The organism is Kitasatospora sp. NPDC051853, assembly GCF_044452665.1.
GTDB lineage: Bacteria > Actinomycetota > Actinomycetes > Streptomycetales > Streptomycetaceae > Kitasatospora.
The window spans coordinates 134,633-152,234 of sequence record NZ_JBITBY010000014.1 but is presented as its reverse complement, the minus strand read 5'-3'; the positions used below and the strand labels follow the sequence as shown (position 1 = coordinate 152,234).

The window sequence follows — 17,602 nt, the reverse complement described above, 5'->3', positions numbered from 1 at the left end:
TGGGCCGGAAAAGCTGACCACGGAAGATCACCCGTACCTGAAGGTGGCCCAGATGTCCTTTTGCAGCCGCGAGTTGTGGTCCTACTCGGAGATCGCCCGGCACATCAACGTCCAGCCCGACACCGTCCGGAACTACCGCCGCCACGGCCTGCTGCCCGATCCGGACGTGGTGGACGGCAGCGGCCACCCGCGCTGGTACGCCGAGACCATCCGGGCCTGGGCCCGCAACCGCCCGGGGAACCGGTGACGCCCCGGCCGGCCCCGGCGGCCCGTTCTGGTGACATCAGCCACAGCACGGCACGGGGACGGGGGCAAAGTGACGTCCGGCCCTTACTCTCGTCAGGCAGCCCGGCCACCGCCTTCCGGTGGGCGTCCGGGGCACGGACCATGACCCGGCGGGGTGGAGGGGCTCGGCATGAAACTGACCGTGGTGGGGTGCTCGGGGAGCTTCCCCTCGGCCGAGTCGCCCTGCTCCAGCTACCTGGTCGAGGCAGACGGTTACCGGGTGCTGCTGGACCTCGGCAACGGCGCGCTCGGCGCGCTGCAGAAGTACGCCGGGCTCTACGAGATCGACGCCATCCTGCTCAGCCACCTGCACGCCGACCACTGCATCGACCTCTGCGCCTACTGGGTGGCCCGCAACTACCGGCTGGAGGGCTGTCCGGACCCGGTCCCGGTGTACGGCCCGGCGGGCACCGCCGACCGGCTGGCCCGCGCCTACGACATGCCCGAACAGCCGGGCATGACCGAGGTGTTCGACTTCCACACGCTCGCCGAGGGCAGCTTCGAGCTGGGCCCGCTGCGGATCACCGTGGTCCGGGTGAACCATCCGGTGGAGGCCTTCGCCTTCCGGATCGAGCACGAGGGCCGCAGCCTGGTCTACTCCGGGGACACCGGCGAGAGCGCCGAACTGGTCGAACTCGCCCGCGGCACCGAGCTGTTCCTCTGCGAGGCCGCCTACACGGACGGCAAGGAGACCTTCGCGGCGGTCCACCTGAACGGCCGGGAGGCCGGGCAGCACGCGGCCGCCGCCGGGGTCGGCCGGCTGGTGCTCACCCACATCCCGCCGTGGACCGACCCCGAGGTCAACCGCCGCGACGCCCAGGCCGTCTTCACCGGCCCGGTCGAACTGGCCCGGCCCGGCGCCGTCTACGAGCTCTGACGGCACCGGGCCCCCTCGGGCTCCGGGGCGGTCAGCCCGTCAGCCGCTCCCGCAGCGTCCCCACCGGGTACTCGGTGCGGTGCACGCCGCGCCGCTGGAGCAGCGGCACCACGTGCTCGACGAAGTCGTCCAGCCCGCCCGGGGTCAGGTGCGGGATCAGGATGAAGCCGTCCGCCGCGTCGCCCTGGACGTGCTCGTCCAGGGCGGCGGCCACCGACTCGGGCGTGCCGACGAAGGAGTGACGACCGCTCAGCTCGATCACCACCTCGCGCGAGCTGAGCCCCTTCTCGGCGGCCAGCTTCCGGTAGCGGGCGGCCAGTTCGAGCGGGTCGCCGAGCCGGGTGCGGCCCTGCACCAGGGCGGAGCCGACCACCGGGTCGGCGGCCGGGAGCGGGCCGTCCGGGTCGTGCCCGGAGAGGTCGAAGCCCCAGATCTGCTCCAGGTGCGCCAACGCGGTGCGGGCGCTGACCTGCTGACGGCGGATCAGCGCAGAGCGCTCGGCGGCCTCCGCCTCGGTGGAGCCGAGCACGAAGGTCACCCCCGGCATGATCTTCAGCTGCTCGGGCCGCCGCCCGTACGCCGCCAACCGCCGCTTCACGTCGGCGTGGAAGGCCCGCCCGGCCTCCGGGGTGGAGTGCCGGCTGAACACCACGTCGGCGTGGGCGGCGGCGAACTCCCGCCCCTCGTCCGAGTCCCCGGCCTGGATGATCACCGGCCGCCCCTGCGGGGAGGGCGGCAGCGGCCCGGCCGCCTCCACGGTGAACTGCGGGCCGGAGTGCCGCACCACCCGGCCGTCCGAGGCCCAGAACTCCGAGGCCAGCCCGACGAACTCCTCGGCCCGGCGGTACCGGTCGGCGTGGTCCAGGTAGCCGCCGCGGCGGAAGTTCGCCCCGGTGAAGGCGTCGTTGGAGGTGACCACGTTCCAGGCCGCCCGGCCGTCCGAGAGGAAGTCCAGGGAGGCCAGCCGGCGGGCCAGTTCGTACGGCTCGTTGAAGGTGGCGCTGACCGTGGCGGCCAGACCGAGGTGCGTGGTGACGGCGGCCAGCGCGTTCAGCACGGTGATCGACTCGGGGCGGCCGAGCACGTCCAGGTCGTGGATGCGGCCGTTCACCTCGCGCAGCCGCAGGCCCTCGGCGAGGAAGAAGAAGTCGAACAGGCCGCGCTCGGCGGTGCGGGCCAGCTCACGGAAGGAGCTGAACTCGATCTGGCTCCGGGAGGCCGGATCGGCCCAGACGGTGGTGTTGTTGACGCCGGGGAAGTGCGCGGCGAGGTGCACCTGCTTCTTCTGGCGGGTGCTCATCGGGCCGCCCCCGCCGTCGTCGCGTAGCGGGAGACCGGGCGGGCCAGGCCGAGCCGGTCCCGCAGGGTGCCGCCGCGGCCGCGGCCGGCCGCCGTGGCGTCGACGAACTCCCGCAGATCGGACGGTAGACGGCGCGGCACCAGGTGGAGGCCGTCCACCGCGCCGGCCCAGTCGGCCGGGCGGACGCCGGGGGAGACCCGGGCCAGCACCAGCAGTTCGCGCCCGGCGGCGGCCCGCAGCGCGGCCCGGGCGGTGGCGGCGGCCTGCGGGGAGGGGGCGTCCAGCAGCACCAGGTCGGCGTGGTGGAGGGCCAACTCCCGCCGGGTGCCGCCCTCCTGGTGGCCGAGCCGGACCGCCACCACCGGGCGGCCCTGCGGCGGGCGCGGGGTGATCGAGGGGCCCTTGACCGAGAAGTGGCGGCCCTCGAAGTCGGCGTAGTGCAGCTTCTCCCGGTCGACGAAGCGCCCGGTGGCGAGGTCGCGGATCTCCGCGTCGTCCTCCCAGCTGTCCCAGAGCCGGGCGGCCACCTCGACGGCGTCGGCCGCCTCCAGCCAGAGCTCCTCGACGGGCAGCACCGGCCGCCGCCCGAAGGCCCGGGCCTCCTCCTCGGTGGCCGAGACGTCGACCAGCCAGCCGGCCCGGCCCTCGCTCACCCAGTCCAGGGTGTTCACCGCGAGGGAGGTGTGGAACGGCTCGGTGTGGGTGGTGGTGACGGTCGGGACCAGGCCGATCCGCGAGGTGGCGGGGGCGACCCGGGCGAACACCGCGAGCGCGTCCAGCAGGCGGGAGCCGGGGGCGAGCGAGTCGTCCAGGGTGACGAAGTCCAGCCCGCCGCGCTCGGCGAGCAGGGCCAGTTCGGTGTAGTGCGCGGCGGTCAGCGGCCCGGGGCCGTCCAGACCGGAGGAGAGCAGCAGGGAGTGGGGCACGGCGGGGCCTCGGCCTTCCGGAGGGGGTGTGTGTCGGGGCTGGGATCAACCGCAGCGACGACACGCCGCCGACCACACGCGACCGAAGTCGATGTGGTCGCGGGTCACCAGGAAGCACGAGGCGCGCATGCCCCCAGTGGACCAGCGATCTTGGCGGCCCGTCAACCTCCGTCCACAACGGACCGACCCCGCCCGGCAGTTGCCGGACGGGGTCGGGGTGGAGCGGGTCAGGCCTTGGTGACGTCCTCGACCTCGGAGTCGTCCTCGCGACCGGGGGTCTTGAGGTCGAACTTGACGATGGCGAAGCGGAAGACCACGTAGTAGACGGCCGCGAAGACCAGGCCGATCGGGATGATCAGCCAGGGCTTGGTGTCCAGGTGCCAGAGCGTCACGTAGTCGATCAGGCCGGCCGAGAAGGAGAAGCCGGCGTGCACCCCGAGGGCCCAGGTGACGAACATCGAGATGCCGGTGAGGATCGCGTGCACCGCGTAGAGCAGCGGGGCCAGGAACATGAACGCGAACTCGATCGGCTCGGTCACGCCGGTGACGAAGGAGGTCAGGCCGACCGACAGCATCAGGCCGGTGATCTCCTTGCGGCGGTGCGGCTTCGCGGTGTGGGCGATGGCCAGTGCGGCGGCGGGGAGGCCGAACATCATGATCGGGAAGAAGCCGGAGGTGAACTGACCGGCCGTCGGGTCGCCGGCCAGGAAGCGGCTGATGTCGCCGTGCGAGACGGTGCCGGCCGAGTTGGTGAAGTCACCGGCCTGGAACCAGAAGAAGGTGTTCACGAACTGGTGCATGCCGACCGGGAGCAGGCCGCGGTTGACCACGCCGAAGATCGCCGAGCCGAAGGAGCCGAGGCCGATCAGCCAGTCGCTGAAGGCGTTGATGGCGTCACCGACCGGGCCCCAGCAGAGCGCGAACAGGATGCCGAGCGCGGAGCCGACGAAGGCCATGATGATCGGGACCAGGCGGCGGCCGTTGAAGAAGCCGAGCCAGTCGACCAGCTTGGTGCGGTGGTACTTCTGCCAGAGCACGGCGCTCAGCAGGCCGATCACGATGCCGCCGAGCACGCCCGGGTTCTGGTAGGTGGCGGCCAGGTCCTTGCCCGGCAGCACCTGCGCCTCGGTGACCGGGAACGCCTGCAGCACCTTGTTGAAGGTGAGGTAACCGACCACGGCCGCCAGGGCGGTCGAACCGTCGGCCTTCTTGGCGAAACCGATCGCGATGCCGATGCAGAACAGCAGCGGGAGGCCGAAGGAGCCGTCCAGGATCGCGGTGCCGCCGTTCATCAGGACGGACGAGACCTTGGTCCAGAAGTCGCCCTCGAGGTAGGCGGAGATCAGGTTGCCGAGGCTGACCAGCAGACCGGCCGCCGGCAGCACGGCGACGGGGAGCTGGAGGCTGCGGCCGACCTTCTGCAGACCGGGGAGCAGCGCCTGCCCGACCTTCTTCGCAGGAGACGGCGACGGCGCCGTTGCAGTCGTGGTCATGGGGGTGGTTCCTCAACGTCAGGGCGGGTCGGTCGGGGGCGGTGCATCGGGGGCCGAACCGCGAACTGGTCTACACCACTAGTGGTGTAGACCAGTTTTCTAGCACGCGCGGAGGGAGCTCGGAACCCCAGGGTGCGGTGCAGGTGGGAAGCGCTATGAAATCGAAACCTTCTTTTGGATTGGTGATCATGGCTACCCGCCGTAATCGTGATTTTGGCGAGTTGCGCAACAAAAAGGCCCGTTCCCGGTGGGGGCGCCACCGGGAACGGGCCTCGGTCTGAGGGGGTATCAGGCCTTGGTGACGTCCTCGACCTCGCTGTCGTCCTCGCGGCCGGGGGTCTTCAGGTCGAACTTGGTGATCGCCCAGCGGAAGAGCACGTAGTAGACCACCGCGAAGCAGAGTCCGATCGGGATGACCAGCCAGGGCTTGGTGTCCAGGTGCCAGAGCGTCACGTAGTCGATCAGGCCGGCCGAGAAGGAGAAGCCGGCGTGCACCCCGAGGGCCCAGGTGACGAACATCGAGATGCCGGTCAGGACGGCGTGGGCCACGTAGAGCAGCGGGGCCAGGAACATGAAGGAGAACTCGATCGGCTCCGTGACGCCGGTGATGAAGCTGGTCGCGGCCAGCGACAGCATCAGGCCGGTGATCTCCTTGCGGCGGTGCGGCTTGGCCGCGTGCGCGATGGCCAGTGCGGCGGCGGGGAGGCCGAACATCATGATCGGGAAGAAGCCGGAGGTGAACTGACCGGCCGTCGGGTCGCCCGCCAGGAAGCGGCTGATGTCGCCGTGCGCCACGGTGCCGGCCGCGTCGGTGAAGTCACCGGCCTGGAACCAGAAGAAGGTGTTCACGAACTGGTGCATGCCGACCGGGAGCAGGCCGCGGTTGACCACGCCGAAGATCGCCGAGCCGAAGGAGCCGAGGCCGATCAGCCAGTCGCTGAAGGCGTTGATGCCGTCGCCGATCGGGCCCCAGCAGAGCGCGACGACCACGCCGAGCGCGGAGCCGACGAAGGCCATGATGATCGGGACCAGGCGGCGGCCGTTGAAGAAGCCGAGCCAGTCGACCAGCTTGGTGCGGTGGTACTTCTGCCAGAGCACGGCGCTCAGCAGGCCGATGATGATGCCGCCGAGCACGCCGGGGTTCTGGTAGGTGGCGGCCACCCACTTCTCGCCCTCGATGTGGCCCTCGGTGACCGGGAAGGCCTGGATCACCTTGTTGAAGGTGAGGTAGCCGACGACCGCGGCGAGCGCGGTGGAGCCGTCGGCCTTCTTGGCGAAGCCGATCGCGATGCCGATGCAGAACAGCAGCGGGAGGCCGAAGGAGCCGTCCAGGATGGCGGTGCCGCCGCCGAGCAGGACGGCGGAGACCTTGTCCCAGAAGGCGCCGTCCAGGTAGGAGGAGATCAGGTTGCCGAGGCTGACCAGCAGGCCGGCGGCCGGGAGTACGGCGACCGGGAGCTGGAGGCTGCGGCCGACCTTCTGGAGACCTTGCAGGAGGCCGGCTCCTGGCTTCCGGGCTGGGGCGGCGGTCGTACTCATGGGCTGTCCTTCGGGCGGTGGGCGGCGTTGCGCACCGATCGGCGATCGGCCGATTGGTCTACACCACTTGGGGTGCGAAGGCTTTTCTAACACGCCGTTTACGGCCGTCGGAAATATCTGCGACGGTCCTGGTTCCCGTAATTCCGAAGGGAATTCGACCAGGGCCGTTGGTCCTTTTCCGGGCATGCCGAAAGGCCCCCGGGCCGGTGGGTCCGAGGGCCTTTCCCGTGGTGTGACGGAGGGTCAGGCCTTGGTGACGTCCTCGACCTCGTCCTCGTCCTCGCGGCCGGGGGTCTTGAGGTCGAACTTGGTGATGACGAAGCGGAAGACCACGTAGTAGACCACCGCGAAGCAGAGCCCGATCGGGATGATCAGCCAGGGTTTGGTGGCCAGGGTCCAGTTGATGGCGTAGTCGAGCAGGCCGGCCGAGAAGGAGAAGCCGTCGTGGACGCCCAGCCCCCAGGTGACCGCCATCGAGACGCCGGTGAGCACCGCGTGCACCGCGTACAGCGCGGGGGCGACGTAGGCGAAGGAGTACTCCAGCGGCTCGGTGACGCCGGTGACGAAGGAGGTCAGGCCGACCGAGAGCATCAGGCCGGTGATCTCCTTGCGGCGGTGCGGCTTGGCGCAGTGCGCGATGGCCAGGGCGGCGGCCGGGAGGGCGAACATCATGATCGGGAAGAAGCCGGAGGTGAACTGACCGGCCGTCGGGTCGCCCGCCAGGAAGCGGTTGATGTCGCCGTTCACCACGGTGCCGTCCGGCTTGGTGAAGGTGCCGAACTGGAACCAGAGGAAGGTGTTCAGCAGCTGGTGCATGCCGATCAGCAGCAGGGCGCGGTTGGCGACGCCGAAGATGCCGGAGCCCACCGCGTCCAGGTCGGAGAGCCACTCGGAGAAGGAGTTGAGCGCGTCGCCGATCGGCGGCCAGACCCAGAGGCAGAGGCAGGCGAAGGCCAGGCCCATCAGTGCGGTGATCATCGGGACCAGGCGGCGGCCGTTGAAGAAGCCGAGCCAGTCGACCAGCTTCACGCGGTGGTAGCGGACCCAGAGCCAGGCGGACATCAGGCCGATCGCGATGCCGCCGAGCACGCCCGGGTTCTGGAAGACCGCGTTGGAGGACTTCTGGGCCGCGTAGTCCACGCACTGGTTGCCGACCAGTTTGGCGCCGGTGGCGCAGTCCTCGGGGAAGGCCTGGAGGATCGTGTAGTAGACCAGGAAGCCGGTCACCGCCGCGAGGGCGGTGGAGCCGTCGGCCTTCTTGGCCATGCCGATCGCCACGCCGATGCAGAACAGCAGCGGCAGGCCGAGGGTGGAGCTGAGCAGGGCCCCGCCGGCGGCGGCGAAGACCTTGGCCACGTTGTCCCAGCCGAGACCGTCGGCACCGAAGACGTCCGGCTGGCCGATCCGGTTGAGCAGGCCGGCGGCGGGGAGCACGGCCACGGGGAGCTGGAGGCTGCGGCCCATCTTCTGGAGGCCGCCGTACAGGCCGTGCCACCACTGTCTCTGCGGAGCTACGGCGCCAGCCGAACTCATCATCGTCCTCCGAGTGCCGAATCGGTCCGGGCCAGGAACACCGGAGGGCGGCGGCGCGTTGTCCGAAGTGCACCTAATATTGGTGTAGACCACTTCTGGCACGACGGGCCCGACGGGTCCGAGTTCCCACTGATCGTCATCCTCGGGTGATCATCGGCGGCGCGCGCGCCGTGCTCGGCCAAAAGTGGACTAACGTGGCAAGTCGGTCGGAATCGGGCGATGCTGTCCGTGCGCCGTCGTGGGCGCGGCAACTGAGTCCGCGTCACTTTCCGGCCACTGCCACCAGCACCGAGCGGTACGGCTTCCGGCGGAGCAGCCGGGAGCCGAGACAGAGGGAGAAGGACATGGCCAGCAAGGCTGAGAAGATCGTCGCCGGCCTCGGCGGCATCGACAACATCGAAGAGGTCGAGGGCTGCATCACCCGCCTCCGCACCGAGGTCAAGGACGCCTCCCTGGTCGACGAAGCCGCGCTGAAGGCCGCCGGCGCCCACGGCGTCGTCAAGATGGGCACCGCGATCCAGGTCGTCATCGGCACCGACGCCGACCCGATCGCCGCCGACATCGAGGACATGATGTGAGCTGAGGCTCCCTCAGCCCCACGCCACGGCCCGTCGCCCCGTCAGGGGGCGCACGGGCCGCAGCGTTTCCCGGAGGCGCGCCCGCAGCCGATAGGCTCGGTGCCATGTCTCGCATCGACGGCCGCACGCCCGATCAGCTCCGCCCGGTCACCATCGAACGCGGATGGAGCAAGCACGCCGAAGGCTCCGTCCTGGTCTCCTACGGGGACACCAAGGTGCTCTGCACCGCCAGCGTCACCGAGGGCGTGCCGCGCTGGCGCAAGGGCAGCGGCGAGGGCTGGGTCACCGCCGAGTACGCCATGCTGCCCCGGGCCACCAACACCCGCGGCGACCGCGAGTCGGTCCGCGGCAAGATCGGCGGCCGCACCCACGAGATCAGCCGGCTGATCGGCCGCTCGCTGCGCGCCGTGATCGACCACCGCGCGCTGGCCGAGAACACCATCGTGCTCGACTGCGACGTGCTCCAGGCCGACGGCGGCACCCGCACCGCCGCCATCACCGGCGCCTACGTCGCGCTGGTCGACGCGGTCTCCTGGGCCCGCGACAAGAAGCTGCTGCGCGCCAAGGGCCAGCCGATCACCAGCGGGGTCAGCGCGGTCAGCGTCGGCATCATCGACGGGGTCCCGATGCTCGACCTCCGCTACGAGGAGGACGTCCGGGCCGAGACCGACATGAACGTCGTCTGCACCTCCGACGGCCGCTTCGTCGAGGTCCAGGGCACCGCCGAGGGCGCCCCGTTCGACCGGGCGCTGCTGGACCAGCTGCTGGACCTCGGCTCGCTGGGCTGCGCCGAACTGGACGAGATCCAGAAGAAGGCGCTGGAGTCGCTCCAGGCCTGACCGTCCGTCGGACACCGGCCGGGAACCGGGGAGGGCCGCCACTCGTCCTCCCCGGTGCCCGACCACGACCGGAGGATCCGATGCCGTTCCGCACCCACCGCTCCACCGTCCTGTCCGTCGCCGCGCTCGCCCTGGTGCTGCCGCTCGCGGTGGGCTGCTCGGCCGCGCAGAAGGCACTGGACTGCGGCAACACCGCGGTGACCGTCAGCACCGACATCGCCAACGTGAGCACCGCCTTCGGCAACGCGCAGAACGACCCGCAGGCGGCCGGCGCGGCGCTCCAGAAGCTCAAGACCGACCTGGACCAGCTGGGCCGCAACTCCAGCGACACCGACGTGGCCAAGGCCGTCACCGACCTCCAGGCCCAGGTCGAGAAGCTCCAGCAGGCCGCCAACAACAAGCAGGTGCCCGACCTCAAGCCGCTCGGCGACGCCGCCGCCAACCTCTCCAAGGTCTGCACCGGCTGACACCCCGTCGGACACCCTAGGCTGGCCGCATGACTACCCGACGACTCGTCCTCGCCACCCGGAACCGGCACAAGGTGACCGAGCTGCGCGACATCCTCGGTGCGGCCGGCCTCGACGTGGAGCTGGTCGGGGCCGACGCCTACCCGGAGGTCCCGGACGTCCCGGAGACCGGCGTGACCTTCGCGGAGAACGCCCTGCTGAAGGCGCACGCGCTGGCGCGCGCCACCGGCCTGCCCGCGGTGGCGGACGACTCCGGGCTCTGCGTGGACGTGCTGAACGGCGCGCCCGGGATCTTCTCGGCCCGCTGGGCCGGGAAGCACGGCGACGACCGGGCCAACCTGGACCTGCTGCTGGCCCAGCTCTCCGACATCGCCGAGCCGCACCGCGGCGCGCACTTCGCCTGCGCCGCGGCGCTGGCCCTGCCGGACGGTACCGAGCGGGTGGTGGAGGGCCGGCTGCTCGGCACCCTGCGCACCGAGCCGGCCGGCAGCGGCGGTTTCGGCTACGACCCGGTCCTCCAGCCGCTGGGCGAGAGCCGGACCTGTGCCGAGCTCAGCCCGGAGGAGAAGAACGCCATCAGCCACCGGGGCCAGGCCTTCCGCGGCCTCGCACCGGTGGTCCGGGAGCTGCTCGGCTGACGCACCGCCAGAGCGGCCCCCCGGCCCGGCTCCGCCCGGGCCTGACGGGACGTGGGAAGGCCCCCGCCTCCGAAGGATCGGAGGCGGGGGCCTTCCCGCTGTGCGGCCTGAGGGATTCGAACCCTCACGAGGTCTCCCTCACGGGCACCTAAAGCCAGCGCGTCTGCCGTTTCGCCAAGGCCGCAGGGTGCTTCGCCGCCATGCTACTTGGCCGGTCGGCCGCCCGGCACCCGCCTTCCGGCCGGTGCCCGCCGGGTGTGCGCCGGGGCGGCCCGGCGGCGCTGCCGGATCCGGCCACGCCGGAACGCCGGGAACCGGCCAAGTCACCGTGACCGCCCGCGCCCCGCGGCGGGCCCGGGGCGGGCCGGGAACGCCACCGCGCACGAAGCACTGCTGGTGCCAACGGGCCGGGCGCATACGGAAGATGAACGGGTGATGAGGATCACCTGACGCTTCAGGTCTCGGTTCTTCGTCGATTGGTACAGACCTATTGACCTGTGTGGTTCAGACCACATAACTTCACGGCAATTCCCCCACAGCGTGCGTTCCCACAGCGCGCGCCGGCACTCTCCCCCTGGAGGAACGAGTGTTGATCCGATCCACGACGGAGCAGCGTCCCACCGCTGCGGGCCGTCGGACGTCCGGCAAGCGGGTGGCCTTCGCCACCTCCGCGGCTGCCGCCATGGCCGGACTGCTCGTCGCCACGCTCGGCACCGCGCCCTCGCAGGCCGCCGCCGCCGTCGACAACCAGTCCTGTCGCCCCGACGGGCTGTACGCCACGCCCGGCGTGGACGTCCCGTACTGCAGCGTCTACGACACCGAGGGCCGCGAGAAGATGGGCGCGGACCACCAGCGCCGCATCATCGGCTACTTCACCGGCTGGCGCACCGGCAAGGACGGCACGCCCGCCTACCTGGTGAACAACGTCCCGTGGGACAAGGTCACCCACATCAACTACGCCTTCGGCCACATCGACGGCAGCAACAAGCTCTCGGTCGGTGACGACACCCCGACCAACGAGGCGACCGGCATCACCTTCCCCGGCGTGGCCGGCGCGGAGATGGACCCGACGCTTCCGTACAAGGGTCACTTCAACCTGCTGACCAAGTACAAGAAGCAGTACCCGAACGTCAAGACCCTGATCTCGGTGGGTGGTTGGGCCGAGACCGGCGGCTACTTCGGTGCCGACGGCAAGCGCGTCAACTCGGGCGGCTTCTACTCGACCACGGTCAACGCGGACGGCTCGGTCAACCAGGCCGGCATCAACACCTTCGCGGACTCCTCGGTCGACTTCATCAAGAAGTACGGCTTCAACGGCGTCGACATCGACTACGAGTACGCCACCTCGATGAAGGACGCGGGCAACCCGCTCGACTGGCCCACCGCGAACGCCAAGCGCGGCTCGCTGGTCAAGGCCTTCGACGCGCTGCTGAAGACCCTGCGCGAGAAGCTGGACCGGGCCGGCGCCGCCGACGGCAAGCACTACATGCTGACCGTCGCCGCTCCGTCCTCCGGGTACCTGCTCCGCGGCATGGAGACGTACCAGATGGCGAAGTACCTGGACTACGTCAACATCATGTCGTACGACCTGCACGGCGCCTGGAACAAGTACGTCGGCCCGAACGCCTCGCTGTTCGACGACGGCAAGGACGCCGAGCTGGCCGCCGCCAACGTGTACGGCACCTCGCAGTACGGCGGCATCGGCTACCTCAACACCGACTGGGCGTACCACTACTTCCGCGGCGCGATGACGGCCGGCCGGATCAACGTCGGCCTCCCGTACTACACCCGCGGCTTCAAGAACGTCACCGGCGGCACCAACGGTCTCTGGGGCACCGCCTCGACCACCACCTGCCCGGCCGGCTCCGGCCTGACCACCTGTGGTGACGGCGCGGTCGGCATCGACAACCTGTGGCACGACAAGGACGACAACGGCAAGGAGTCCCCGGCGGGCTCCAACCCGATGTGGCACGCCAAGAACCTGGAGAAGGGCATCGTCCCGGACTACCTCTCCAAGTACGGCGTGACCGACACCGCGCTCCAGGGCACCTACACCCGCAACTACGACTCGACCCTGGTCGCGCCGTGGCTGTGGAACTCCACCAAGAAGGTCTTCCTCTCCACCGAGGACGAGCAGTCGGTCGGCGCCAAGGCCGACTACGTCGTGAACAACGGCATCGGCGGCGCGATGATCTGGGAGCTGGCCGGCGACTACCAGTGGGACGCCGCGAAGAACCAGTACGTCCCGGGCTCGACCCTGACCTCGCTGATGTACGACAAGTTCAAGGCCGCCTCGTCCTACGGCGCGACCCGCTCGACCATCGCGCTGCCGAAGCAGACCCTGCCGATCGACGTCCAGTTCACCAACTTCGCGCTGGGCGACTCGAACTACCCGATCAACCCGAAGCTGCAGATCACCAACAACTCCACGGTGACCCTGCCGGGCGGCACCGAGTTCCAGTTCGACTACTCGAGCTCGGCCCCGGGCAACGCCAAGGACTCCTCGGGCTTCGGCCTCACCACGATCCGTCAGGACCACACCGGCAACAACGTCGGCGGCCTGAAGGGCATCTACAACCGGGCCTCGGTCAAGCTGCCGTCCTGGCAGTCGCTGGCCCCGGGCGCCTCGCTCACCATGGACTTCACCTACTACCTGCCGGTCTCGACCCCCGGCAACTGGACCGTGAACGTCGGCGGCACCCTCTACGGCCTGGCCGTGGACCTGACCCGCGGCAGCGGCGGCGCGACCACCTCGCCGTCCCCGTCCACCTCGGTCTCGCCGTCCCCGAGCGCCTCCACCTCGGCCTCGCCGAGCGCGAGCGCCTCCCCGTCCGCCTCCGCCTCCCCGTCGGCCTCGGCCAGCCCCTCGGCCAGCCCGACCGTCGGCACCTGCACCGCGCCGAGCTGGAGCTCCGGCGCCGTGTACGCCACCACCACCAAGGTGTCCTGGAAGGGCCGCACCTACCAGAACAAGTGGTGGACCACCGGCGAGGACCCCTCGACCACCGGTCAGTGGGGCGTGTGGACCGACCTCGGCCCCTGCTGAACTGAGGCGCTGAGGTAACAGACGGCGGTGGCGGTGCACCCGGTCGGGGGGTGCGCCGCCACCGCTCCTTCGTTCTCCCTGACGGAGGGTCAGGCGGTCTCGATCTTCAGGTCGCGGAGCAGCTTGGCGACGTGGCCGGTGGCCTTGACGTTGTAGAGGGCGCGCTCGACCTTGCCCTCCTCGTCGACGATCACGGTGGAGCGGATGACGCCCTGGTAGGTGCGGCCGTAGTTGACCTTCTCGCCGTAGGCGGCGTAGGCCTCCAGGACGGCGTGGTCCTCGTCGGCGAGCAGGGTGACCTTGAGGTCCTCGGCCTCGCGGAACTTGCCGAGCTTGGCGGGCTTGTCCGGGGAGATGCCGATCACGTCGTAGCCGGAGTCGGCGAAGACCTCGAGGTTGTCGGTGAAGTCGCAGGCCTGCTTGGTGCAGCCGGGGGTGAGCGCGGCCGGGTAGAAGTAGACGATCACCTTGCGGCCGAGGTGGTCGGCGAGGGAGACCTGGTTGCCGTCGGCGTCCGGCAGGGTGAAGGCGGGGGCGGTGTCGCCGGGCTGAAGGCGCTCGCTCATGGTGGGGCTTCTCCTCGTGCTCGCTCGTTGGTCGTGCCTTCGCCAACCTACCTCCGTTGGTGGGTGGCGCTGCGCGGCCCGGGCGGGGAGCTGACAGACTGACACCTGTCGTAGCGCAACACCGATGGAGAAGGGGTGGCCCCAGTGGGCAAGGCCGGAGCACAGCAGAACGCGGGGCGGTCCACCGCACAGATCGAGGCGGACATCGCGCGCACCCGCACCCAGCTCGCGGCGACCCTGGACGAGCTGGCCGTCCGGGTGCACCCGAGCACCATCGCCGCGCAGACCAGGGCCAAGGTGGTCGGCTCGGTCGAGGAGAAGGCCGGCCGCGCGTACGTGGCCGCCAGCGGTGCGGTGGAGCAGCTCAAGGCCCGGTTCACCGACGAGAAGGGCCAGCCGCGGCCGGACCGGATCGTCCCGGCCGCGCTGGTCGGCGTCGGCGTGGTGCTGCTGGTCGCCGCGGTGCGGCGCCGGGGCCGCGGACGCGACTGAGTGCGAGGCGGTGTCGGACGGGGTCGGACCGAGGAGGTCCGGCCCCGTTCCCGTGTGCCGGGCCAGCGTCACGCCGGGGCGGGTGTCCGGGTACCGTCGGGGGCGTGAACGAAGAGCTGAACGAGCAGCGGGAAGAGACCCGGCACGAGCGTCTGGGCGAGAAGCTGCCGATCAAGATGCTGCACGACCGGGTGCTGGTGAAGACCGAGGGCAGCGAGGGGGAGCGCCGTTCCACCGGCGGCATCCTCATCCCGGCCACCGCCGAGCTGTCCAAGCGCTGCACCTGGGCCGAGGCGGCCGCGGTCGGCCAGAGCGTGCGCTCGGTGGAGCCGGGCGACCGGGTGCTGTACGACCCGGAGGACAAGCTGGAGGTGGAGGTGGGCGGCGCCACCTACGTGCTGCTGCGCGAGCGCGACCTGCACGCGGTGGCGGCCGTCCGGTTCGGTGACGCGGAGGGCTCGACCGGGCTCTACCTCTGAGGGGTCGGCGGAGGGCCTGACGGGGAGCCGGGGGCACGGGCCTCGGCCGCGTCCGGGAGTTCCCGGCCCGCCGCCGGGCTCGGTGCCCGGCTCGTGCCCTCGCCGGCTCCCGGCGAGGGGGACCGGCTCGGCGGGACAGCCGGGCCGGTCGCCGTGGGCGAGCCGCTGCCGGACTGCGTGCCGGAGGGGGAGCGGCTCGGGAGCCGGGACGGGGAGAGCGTGGCCACCGGCGTCCGGCCGGGCGACTCGCCGGAGGTCGGCGTACCGCTGGGGCCGGCCGGGGCGGAGGCCGTCGGCGTGGCCGTGGCCGAGGCGGCCCCGGTCGGCTGGGTGTTGCCCCGGCCCGGCCGGAGGTCGAACTGCCGTACGGGGGTGCCGCGCAGGGCCGCGGTCATGTAGGCGGTCCAGATCTGGGTGGGGAAGGCCCCGCCGTTGATCCGGCCGTAGCCCGCCGTGCCGGCCAGCGACTCCTTGGCGTGGGTGAGCGGGTTCTCCCTGAACAGGCCGACCACGGTGGCCAGTTCGGGGGTGTAGCCGGCGAACCAGGCGGACCGGTTGCTGTCGGTGGTGCCGGTCTTGCCGGCCGCCGGGCGGCGCAGGCCGAGGGCCCGGGCGCCGGTGCCGCCGGGGGCGATGACGTCCTGGAGCACGTCGGTGACGGCGTCGGCGGTGCCGCGGCCGACCGCCTCCCGGGCGGTGGGGGCGGGCAGTTCGGGCAGGTCGGCGTAGCCGCTGGAGCGCTCCAGCCGGAGGACGGCCCGGGGGGCGTACGCCTGGCCGTGGTTGGCGAGGGCGGCGTAGGCGGCGGCCAGGTCCACCGCGCTGGGGGTGGCGGTGCCCAGGGTCATCGAGGTGTTGGCCGGGTCCATGCCGGGGGTGGTGGCCGGCAGGCCGAGCCGGACGGCGGTGTCCCGGACCCTGGCCAGCCCGGCGTCCACGCCCTCCTGGGCGTAGACCGAGTTCACCGACTTCACCATGGCGTACCGCAGCGTGACGGAGCCGTAGTCGACGTCGTCCTCGTTGGGCGGGGCGTAGGCGGTCGGGCCGCCGGTCACCGGGCGGCGGGTGGAGCCGTCGTAGACGGTCTGGGTGGTGATCGGCCGCCCGTCCTGGGTGCGCCCGCCCTCCAGCCCGGCCGCCAGGTCGAAGGGCTTGAAGGTGGAGCCGACCTGGTTGTCCTGCCGGAGCGCGTCGTTGTACTGCTGCCTGGCGTAGTCCGGACCGCCGTACGCCGCCACCAGCCGCCCGGTGCCCGGCTCCACCGAGGCCCCGGAGACCCGGACGTCGGTGTCGGTGCCGGGCCGGGCGGCCGGGTCCAGCTCGCTGGTCAGCTCGTCCCGCACGGCCTGCACGAAGGCGTCCTGCCGGGCCTTGTCGAAGGTGGTGGTGATCCGCCAGCCGCCGGCCTTCAGGGTGGCGGCGTCCAGCACGTCGTTGCCCGTCAGGTAGGATTCGGCGATCTCCACCAGGTACCCGGCCTGGCCGCCCAGGCCGGTGACCGGCTGCGGGTCGACCGGCTCGGGGAAGGAGGTGGCGGCCCGGGCGGCGGGGTCCAGGAAGCCGAGCGAGACCATGCCGTCCAGCACGTAGTTCCACCGGGCCAGGGCGCGGTCCCGGTTGACCGGGGTGGCGGTCTTCACGTCGAAGGCGCTGGGGGCCTGCAGCAGGGCGGCCAGGTAGGCGCCCTGACCGACGGTCAGCCGGGAGACGTCCACCCCGTAGTAGGCCTTGGCGGCGGTCTGGACGCCGTAGGCGTTGCGGCCGAAGTAGCTGGTGTTGAGGTAGCCCTGGAGGATCTCGTCCTTGCTCTGCCGCTGGTCCACCTTGAGCGCGATGAAGAGCTCCTTGACCTTGCGGGAGAGGGTCTGGTCCTGGGTCAGGTAGTAGTTCTTGACGTACTGCTGGGTGATGGTGGAGCCGCCCTGGGTGCCCTTGCCGGTGGCCGTGTTCCAGGCCGCCCGGGCCATGCCGCGCAGGTCCACGCCCTTGTTCCGGTAGAAGCTGCGGTCCTCGGCGGAGACCACCGCGTGCTGGGTGTCCAGCGGGATCTGACGGATCGGCACGTCCTGGCGGTTCACGGTGCCGGTGCGGGCCAGTTCGGTGGTGCCGTCGGCGTAGTAGTAGACGTTGCTCTGGGCCACCGCCCGGGTGTTCGGGTCCGGGACGGGGACGATCAGGTAGAGCGTCACGAAGCCGGCCAGGCCGAGCAGCAGCAGGGTGAGCAGGGCGCCGACCACCATCCGCCAGGTGGGCACCGCCCGGCGCCACCAGGGCAGGGCCCGGCGGCGCGCCCTGCGGGCCGCGCGCCGGGCGCGACGGCGGTCACGCCGGGAGCCCTCGGCCCGGTCCTCCGACTCCAGGCTGTCGGCGGCCGGTCCTTCGGCATTGCGGCGCTCCGGCTGCTGGCTCATGGGGGAAGTATGGGTGATTTGACGGTGAATCAGGCGGTTTGACGGGGCGGGGTGCTGTCGGGGGCCGGTAATTCGGCTGCGCTCCGCGGGCGTCGGCGGTACGTTGAAAGGTGACAACCCCATAGCGCAGCAG

General features: G+C 71.2%; 16 protein-coding genes and 1 tRNA gene. 9 read left to right on the top strand and 8 right to left on the bottom strand.

Going from position 1 to position 17,602, the window contains the following annotated elements:
• Positions 1-52: 52 nt before the first annotated feature.
• Both ACIA8O_RS33520 and ACIA8O_RS33515 read left to right on the top strand, forming a co-directional pair.
• Positions 53-247 (top strand): helix-turn-helix transcriptional regulator, encoded by a 195-nt coding sequence (locus ACIA8O_RS33520; protein WP_396297785.1) that lies wholly within the window; start codon positions 53-55, stop codon positions 245-247.
• A gap of 168 nt (positions 248-415) precedes the next feature.
• The gene (locus tag ACIA8O_RS33515) at positions 416-1,162 is read left to right on the top strand and encodes an MBL fold metallo-hydrolase (protein ID WP_396297784.1); all 747 of its coding nucleotides are present in this window, start codon (positions 416-418) and stop codon (positions 1,160-1,162) included.
• A 31-nt stretch (positions 1,163-1,193) separates the two neighbouring features.
• On the opposite strand, the gene ACIA8O_RS33510 is transcribed toward ACIA8O_RS33515, so the two are convergent.
• The 5 genes from ACIA8O_RS33510 to ACIA8O_RS33490 all read right to left on the bottom strand — a co-directional run bounded on the left by ACIA8O_RS33510 (position 1,194) and on the right by ACIA8O_RS33490 (position 7,953).
• Complete coding sequence (locus ACIA8O_RS33510) at positions 1,194-2,462, bottom strand: NtaA/DmoA family FMN-dependent monooxygenase (protein ID WP_396297783.1); 1,269 nt, start codon at positions 2,460-2,462, stop codon at positions 1,194-1,196.
• Entirely contained in the window at positions 2,459-3,388 is a 930-nt protein-coding gene (locus tag ACIA8O_RS33505; protein ID WP_396297782.1) for an LLM class flavin-dependent oxidoreductase, read from the bottom strand. Before ACIA8O_RS33505 ends, ACIA8O_RS33510 begins: the two co-directional genes overlap by 4 nt.
• A gap of 227 nt (positions 3,389-3,615) precedes the next feature.
• Complete coding sequence (locus ACIA8O_RS33500) at positions 3,616-4,881, bottom strand: PTS transporter subunit EIIC (protein ID WP_396297781.1); 1,266 nt, start codon at positions 4,879-4,881, stop codon at positions 3,616-3,618.
• Between the two features lie 288 nt (positions 4,882-5,169).
• Positions 5,170-6,420, bottom strand: coding sequence for a PTS transporter subunit EIIC (locus tag ACIA8O_RS33495; RefSeq protein WP_396297780.1), 1,251 nt, complete (start codon positions 6,418-6,420; stop codon positions 5,170-5,172).
• A 243-nt stretch (positions 6,421-6,663) separates the two neighbouring features.
• Positions 6,664-7,953: a PTS transporter subunit EIIC gene (locus ACIA8O_RS33490; protein WP_396297779.1), complete on the bottom strand. Its 1,290-nt coding sequence runs from the start codon at positions 7,951-7,953 to the stop codon at positions 6,664-6,666.
• Positions 7,954-8,297: 344 nt separating this feature from the next.
• Here ACIA8O_RS33490 and ACIA8O_RS33485 point away from each other — a divergent pair, with 344 nt between their 5' ends.
• The 4 genes from ACIA8O_RS33485 (at position 8,298) to rdgB (ending at position 10,475) form a co-directional block, all read left to right on the top strand.
• A complete protein-coding gene (locus tag ACIA8O_RS33485; RefSeq protein WP_030060521.1) occupies positions 8,298-8,531 on the top strand; it encodes a glucose PTS transporter subunit EIIB in 234 nt (77 codons plus the stop codon).
• A 104-nt stretch (positions 8,532-8,635) separates the two neighbouring features.
• Positions 8,636-9,370: a ribonuclease PH gene (gene rph / locus ACIA8O_RS33480; protein WP_396297778.1), complete on the top strand. Its 735-nt coding sequence runs from the start codon at positions 8,636-8,638 to the stop codon at positions 9,368-9,370.
• Between the two features lie 80 nt (positions 9,371-9,450).
• Positions 9,451-9,837: a hypothetical protein gene (locus ACIA8O_RS33475; protein WP_396297777.1), complete on the top strand. Its 387-nt coding sequence runs from the start codon at positions 9,451-9,453 to the stop codon at positions 9,835-9,837.
• Between the two features lie 29 nt (positions 9,838-9,866).
• Positions 9,867-10,475, top strand: a complete 609-nt coding sequence (rdgB, locus tag ACIA8O_RS33470; protein ID WP_396297776.1) for an RdgB/HAM1 family non-canonical purine NTP pyrophosphatase — start codon at positions 9,867-9,869, stop codon at positions 10,473-10,475.
• A 101-nt stretch (positions 10,476-10,576) separates the two neighbouring features.
• Here the strand turns inward: rdgB and ACIA8O_RS33465 are convergent.
• Positions 10,577-10,659, bottom strand: a tRNA-Leu gene (locus tag ACIA8O_RS33465).
• A 498-nt stretch (positions 10,660-11,157) separates the two neighbouring features.
• Between ACIA8O_RS33465 and ACIA8O_RS33460 the strand changes: the two genes are divergently transcribed.
• Positions 11,158-13,521 (top strand): chitinase C-terminal domain-containing protein, encoded by a 2,364-nt coding sequence (locus tag ACIA8O_RS33460; RefSeq protein ID WP_396297873.1) that lies wholly within the window; start codon positions 11,158-11,160, stop codon positions 13,519-13,521.
• A gap of 89 nt (positions 13,522-13,610) precedes the next feature.
• Here ACIA8O_RS33460 and bcp read toward each other — a convergent pair whose 3' ends face one another.
• On the bottom strand, positions 13,611-14,087 hold the full coding sequence (gene bcp, locus ACIA8O_RS33455; protein WP_396297775.1) for a thioredoxin-dependent thiol peroxidase: 477 nt from the start codon (positions 14,085-14,087) through the stop codon (positions 13,611-13,613).
• Between the two features lie 135 nt (positions 14,088-14,222).
• Here bcp and ACIA8O_RS33450 point away from each other — a divergent pair, with 135 nt between their 5' ends.
• Positions 14,223-14,579 (top strand): DUF3618 domain-containing protein, encoded by a 357-nt coding sequence (locus tag ACIA8O_RS33450; RefSeq protein WP_396297774.1) that lies wholly within the window; start codon positions 14,223-14,225, stop codon positions 14,577-14,579.
• Between the two features lie 176 nt (positions 14,580-14,755).
• On the top strand, positions 14,756-15,058 hold the full coding sequence (locus ACIA8O_RS33445; RefSeq protein ID WP_345290461.1) for a co-chaperone GroES: 303 nt from the start codon (positions 14,756-14,758) through the stop codon (positions 15,056-15,058).
• Here ACIA8O_RS33445 and ACIA8O_RS33440 read toward each other — a convergent pair.
• Complete coding sequence (locus ACIA8O_RS33440; protein ID WP_396297773.1) at positions 15,049-17,469, bottom strand: transglycosylase domain-containing protein; 2,421 nt, start codon at positions 17,467-17,469, stop codon at positions 15,049-15,051. The two genes, ACIA8O_RS33445 and ACIA8O_RS33440, sit on opposite strands and share 10 nt — an antisense overlap.
• Positions 17,470-17,602: the final 133 nt, after the last annotated feature.

Excerpts from the sequence above, each read along its gene's own strand:
- ACIA8O_RS33520 (WP_396297785.1), top strand. The coding sequence starts at position 53 with ATGTCCTTTTGCAGCCGCGAGTTGTGGTCCTACTCGGAGATCGCCCGG.
- ACIA8O_RS33515 (WP_396297784.1), top strand. The coding sequence starts at position 416 with ATGAAACTGACCGTGGTGGGGTGCTCGGGGAGCTTCCCCTCGGCCGAG.
- ACIA8O_RS33510 (WP_396297783.1), bottom strand. The coding sequence starts at position 2,462 with ATGAGCACCCGCCAGAAGAAGCAGGTGCACCTCGCCGCGCACTTCCCC.
- ACIA8O_RS33500 (WP_396297781.1), bottom strand. The coding sequence starts at position 4,881 with ATGACCACGACTGCAACGGCGCCGTCGCCGTCTCCTGCGAAGAAGGTC.
- ACIA8O_RS33495 (WP_396297780.1), bottom strand. The coding sequence starts at position 6,420 with ATGAGTACGACCGCCGCCCCAGCCCGGAAGCCAGGAGCCGGCCTCCTG.
- ACIA8O_RS33490 (WP_396297779.1), bottom strand. The coding sequence starts at position 7,953 with ATGAGTTCGGCTGGCGCCGTAGCTCCGCAGAGACAGTGGTGGCACGGC.
- ACIA8O_RS33485 (WP_030060521.1), top strand. The coding sequence starts at position 8,298 with ATGGCCAGCAAGGCTGAGAAGATCGTCGCCGGCCTCGGCGGCATCGAC.
- rph (WP_396297778.1), top strand. The coding sequence starts at position 8,636 with ATGTCTCGCATCGACGGCCGCACGCCCGATCAGCTCCGCCCGGTCACC.
- ACIA8O_RS33475 (WP_396297777.1), top strand. The coding sequence starts at position 9,451 with ATGCCGTTCCGCACCCACCGCTCCACCGTCCTGTCCGTCGCCGCGCTC.
- rdgB (WP_396297776.1), top strand. The coding sequence starts at position 9,867 with ATGACTACCCGACGACTCGTCCTCGCCACCCGGAACCGGCACAAGGTG.
- ACIA8O_RS33460 (WP_396297873.1), top strand. The coding sequence starts at position 11,158 with ATGGCCGGACTGCTCGTCGCCACGCTCGGCACCGCGCCCTCGCAGGCC.
- bcp (WP_396297775.1), bottom strand. The coding sequence starts at position 14,087 with ATGAGCGAGCGCCTTCAGCCCGGCGACACCGCCCCCGCCTTCACCCTG.
- ACIA8O_RS33445 (WP_345290461.1), top strand. The coding sequence starts at position 14,756 with ATGCTGCACGACCGGGTGCTGGTGAAGACCGAGGGCAGCGAGGGGGAG.
- ACIA8O_RS33440 (WP_396297773.1), bottom strand. The coding sequence starts at position 17,469 with ATGAGCCAGCAGCCGGAGCGCCGCAATGCCGAAGGACCGGCCGCCGAC.